General features: G+C 64.3%; 1 protein-coding gene. It reads left to right on the forward strand.

The genetic code is table 11. The features are described 5' to 3' along the window. The coding region (locus tag NN4_RS44260; protein ID WP_147144386.1) for a type I polyketide synthase at positions 1 to 5,269 on the forward strand (5,269 nt) is incomplete at both ends.

The following is a 5,269-nucleotide window of genomic DNA, read 5'->3' on the forward strand; positions in this document are numbered from 1 at the left end:
TGCCGCCTCTCTCGACCAGCTCGCGCTCAGCACCTCCACCGCCGCACCCGCGCTGTACTCGCTCGACTGGGAGCCGGTGACCGATCAACGCGCGCCAGAGACGGGGGAGGACCCTGCTTGGACCGAGATCGATTCCACTGCGGACAGCAAGGCCGCCGTGGGGAGCGAGACCCATCCTGTCCTCATTCTCCGGGAAACCTCGCCTGAGAGCGGAGACTGGCCGACGCACGTCCGAGCCGAGACGATCCGAGTTACCGAAGCTGTGCAGCAATGGCTCACTCACGAGTCGAGCAAGCGACTCGTGGTGGTGACCTGCAGGGCAACCGCGGTCGGCCCGCGCGACGATGTCGTAGATCTGGCCCACGCACCGGTTTGGGGTCTGCTGCGATCAGCGCAAAACGAGAACCCCAACCGTCTGGTCCTTATCGACATCGACGACTGGACACAGGTGGGCGACGCCGTTTCCGCGGCCACCCGGTCGGCCGCTCCTCAGATTGCGTTGCGCCGCGGCCAGATCCTCGCGCCCCGCCTGATTGCAGGCGGACCGACACCGATCACCGGCTCTGACCGTGTTCTCGAATCCAGCTGGCGACTCCAGATCGGCGACCGACAGACTCTCGACGGCGAAAACTTCCTCGCCGTCGCAGCCGAAGCTGAGGCTTCCCTAGCCCCCGGTGAGGTCCGCATCGCCGTACGCGCGACCGGCGTGAACTTCCGCGACGTCGTGACGACGTTGGGAATGGTCAGTGACCAGGGCGCGCTGATCGGCAGCGAAGGTGCCGGCGTCGTCATCGGCGTCGCCGATGACGTGCGGAGCTTCGTCGTCGGTGACCATGTGATGGGCGTGATTCCCGCCGTCGGGTCGGTCGCGGTTACCGACCACCGGCTGCTGGTTCCCGTTCCCGATGGGTGGTCGTTCGCCGAAGCCGCTGGCGTACCTGTCGCCTTCCTGACGGCCTATTACGCGCTGGTGCACCTCGCCGATCTTCAGCAGGGACAGAAACTGCTGGTGCACGCCGCCGCCGGCGGCGTCGGGATGGCCGCGGTGCAGATCGCGCAGCACCTGGGTGCCGAGGTCTTCGCGACCGCCAGCGCCGGAAAATGGTCGGCAGTGCGCGTACTCGGCCTGACCGATGAGCGCATCGCCGATTCGCGTTCACTGGAGTTCGAAAGCAAGTTTTCCTCGCAGTCCGACGAACGGGCGATGGACGTCGTCCTCGGTTCCTTGGCCGGCGAACAGGTCGATGCCTCGCTGCGCCTGGTCACCCCGGGTGGCGCCTACATCGAGATGGGGAAGACGGACATCCGCGACCCGCGGCAGGCGCCCGATGGTGTCAGCTATGCCGCCTTCACTCTCGGAGCGGTGGAACCGGCGCTGATCCAGCGGATGCTGGCCGCCATCATGGCGGCTTTCGCCGCCGGCAGCTTCCGACTGATTCCCACCACCGCCACGGATGTGCGACTGACACCGACGGTCTTTCGCGACATGAGTCAGGCCAAACACATCGGCAAGAATGTCCTGACGATCCCTTCCCCGCTCAATAAGGAAGGCACTGTCCTCATCGTCGGCGGCACAGGCCAGATCGGCAGGCAAGTCGCCCGTCACTTCGCCACCAGGCACGGCGTGCGGCACATCCTGCTACTGAGCCGAACCGGGGCCGAAGCGGGCGACACCGATCCGATAGTGACCGAGCTGGCCGAGCTCGGCACCGCGGTGGACATCAGGCGATGCGACGCAGCCGACAAACAGCAACTGGCCGAGGTCATTTCGACGATCCCCGACCACCGGCCATTGACGGCGGTGGTCCACTCGGCAGGCGCCCTCGACGATTCTGTCTTCGCCGCGCTGCAGCCACAGCATTTCGATCGAGTCTTCGAATCGAAGGTAGATGTGGCATGGAATCTCCATGAACTAACCAAAGACATCGACCTGTCGATATTCGTGATGTTCTCCTCGATCGCTGGCCAGTTCGGTTCGCCCGGGCAAGCCAACTACGCGGCCGCGAACTCCTTCGTCGACTCCCTGATCCAGCATCGAAACAACCGAGGGCTTCCCGGCACCTCCATCGTGTGGGGGCTCTGGGCGCCCGGAACGGGCATGACCGGTCATCTCACCGAATCGGATCGGGCCCGGCTGCGTCGCGCCGGTGTTCTCCCGATTTCGGCAGACGAGGGGATGCGCCTGTTCGATGAGGCGATCTCGACGGCGCAGCCCGCACCGATCGCGGCGCGTATCGACATGTCGCCCGCATCCGCGGCGGGACAGCCGAGCTCGAGTTCAAAGCACGGGTCTGCCCGAAACACGGGCGTGTCGTCGAATGCCGACCTGACCGAGAAACTCGCGACTCTCGATGCTGCTGGTCAGCGTGCCTTCATTTTGTCGATCGTCAAAGCACAGGTGGCCGCGACCCTCGGCCACAGCACAGTCGCCGACGTGCGGGTGGCCAACACCTTCCGCGACCTCGGGTTCGACTCGCTCAGTGCGGTGGATTTCCGCAACCGGCTGCAGAACACCACGGGAATCAAACTGCCCGCGACCGTCGTCTTCGACTATCCGACACCGGGGGACCTTGCCGGATACATCAACGAGGAATTGACTCGTAAGCCCGCACAACCGGCACCTGCCGCGAACAGCAAGCCCGCATCCGAGGGCGTCGCCTCGGATCCGGTGGTGATTGTGGGTATGGGGTGTCGTTTTCCTGGTGGTGTGTCTTCGCCTGCTGGGTTGTGGGATGTGGTGGTGGGGGAGCGGGATGTGATCTCGGGTTTCCCTGTCGATCGTGGTTGGGATGTTGAGGGTGTGTTCGATCCGGTGCCGGGGACGCCGGGTCGGTCGTATGTGCGTGAGGGTGGTTTTCTCGATGGTGCGGCGGAGTTCGATGCGGGGTTCTTCGGGATCAGTCCTCGTGAGGCGTTGGCGATGGATCCGCAGCAGCGGTTGTTGTTGGAGGTGTCGTGGGAGGCGGTGGAGTCGGCGGGTATTGATCCGCGTCGGTTGAAGGGGTCCAACACCGGCGTCTACACCGGCGTGCTCGGAACGAGCAACTACAGCGTCGACAGCGCCGCCTCCACACCCGGACTTGACGGATACCGGCTGACCGGCAACACCTCCAGTGTCGCGTCGGGCCGAGTGTCCTATGTCCTTGGCCTGGAAGGACCTGCCGTGTCGGTGGACACCGCATGCTCCTCCTCATTGGTCGCATTGCACCTTGCGGTACAGGGATTGCGGTTGGGCGAGTGCGATATGGCGCTGGTGAGCGGCGTGACCGTCATGCCGACACCGTCGGCGTTTGTGGAGTTCTCGCAGCTGCGGGGCTTGGCTGCGGATGGTCGGTGTAAGGCGTTTGCTGAGGGTGCGGATGGTTTCGTGCCTTCGGAGGGTGTCGGTGTGTTGGTGGTGGAGCGGTTGTCGGATGCGGTGCGGTTGGGGCATCGGGTGTTGGCGGTGGTGCGTGGTTCGGCGGTGAATCAGGATGGGGCGAGCAACGGGTTGTCGGCTCCTAACGGGCCTGCCCAGCAACGCGTCATCCGCGCAGCACTGGCGAACGCACGGGTTTCACCGGCTGATCTCGATGCCGTTGAAGCCCACGGGACCGGGACACAGCTCGGTGATCCCATCGAAGCTCAAGCGTTGATGGCAACCTACGGCGCTCGCGCTGAGGGGGCGCAGCCCTTGTGGCTGGGATCGATCAAGTCGAACATCGGCCACACGTCTGCGGCGGCAGGTGTGGCCGGCGTGATCAAGATGGTGATGGCGTTGCGGCACGAGATGTTGCCCGCGACGTTGCATGTCGACCGACCCTCAGCACAGATCGATTGGTCGAGCGGCCAGGTGGAGCTACTGACATCCAGCCGGGCATGGCCACGGGATCCGAATCACGTGCGGCGAGCCGGGGTGTCCTCGTTCGGTATCAGCGGTACCAACGCGCACGTCATCGTCGAAGAAGCGCCGACGATGAAACCCGTTGAAGTGAACCCCGTTCCGATGTGGCCTGCGACGATCCCGTGGACGCTGTCGGGCCGCACAGGTGACGCCCTCGAGCAGCAGGCGAGCCGGTTGTGGGCCCGAGTGGACGGTGATACTGATGTGGACATTCTCGATGTGGGTCTGTCTTTGACCAATCGGACTCTATTCGGCTACCGGGCGGTGGTCCTCGGTGCCGACCGCGCGGAACTCCTTTCCGGTCTCCGAGCCTTGGCCGATGGTTCTGCCCCCTCGATCGATGGGGCGGTCCTCCACGGGCGTGCAGGTGTCGAGGGTAAGACTGTTTTCGTTTTTCCGGGCCAGGGTTCGCAGTGGGCGCAGATGGGTGTCGAACTATTCGATACTTCAACGGTCTTCGCCGTACACCTGATCGAATGTGAACGAGTTCTGACCGAGTTCGTCGACTGGCGGCTTACCGATGTGCTTCGCGGCGTACCCGGCGCGCCGACGTTGGAGCGGGTCGACGTCGTGCAACCCGCGCTCTTCGCGGTGATGGTTTCCCTGGCGCGGCTGTGGCAATCAATGGGCGTTCACCCCGATGCCGTCATCGGCCATTCCCAGGGAGAAGTAGCAGCTGCTCATATCGCCGGCGCGCTTACCCTTCGCGACGCCGCCCATCTGATCGCCTACCGGAGTAAAGCAATCCGGCGGATCGCGGGGGAGGGAACGATGGCAACCGTCGCAGTTCCAACCGCTGACATTCTCCAAAAGACCCGTGACTGGACTGACCGGATCGAAATTGCCGCGACGAACAGCCCGGTATCGACCGTGGTCTCGGGAAGCGTCGCCGCGGTCACGCGCCTGGTAGAGGAGTACGAAGAAGCCGGTGTCCGTGCTCGGCGGATTCCGGTCGACTTCGCTTCGCACTCACGGTCCGTGGAGGATTTGCGCAACGAACTGATTGCTCTGACGGAGATTCGGGGCGTCGGTTCCAACATCGACTTCTATTCCTCGACAGTGGGCGGACTGATCGACACCGATGCCCTGGACGAGCAGTACTGGTATCAGAACCTCCGCGAAACGGTGCAGTTCGACCGCGCGGTCGACGCGGCCTACGCCGACGGCGCCCGCTTCTTCATCGAGATCAGCCCGCACCCTGTACTGACAGTAAGCCTCGAAGAGATCTTCGACGCTCGAGCCGACCCGGAGCCGAACTTCATCGGCCAGACCTTGCGACGCGAGGAAGGCGGGATGCAACGTTTCCTCGCCTCCGCCGCGAGTCTGTTCTGCGCTGGCGGGCAAACCGACTGGCGCAGCGTCTTCGCGGGCACCAACGCCGAACCC

Source organism: Nocardia ninae NBRC 108245, assembly GCF_007990755.1.
GTDB lineage: Bacteria > Actinomycetota > Actinomycetes > Mycobacteriales > Mycobacteriaceae > Nocardia > Nocardia ninae.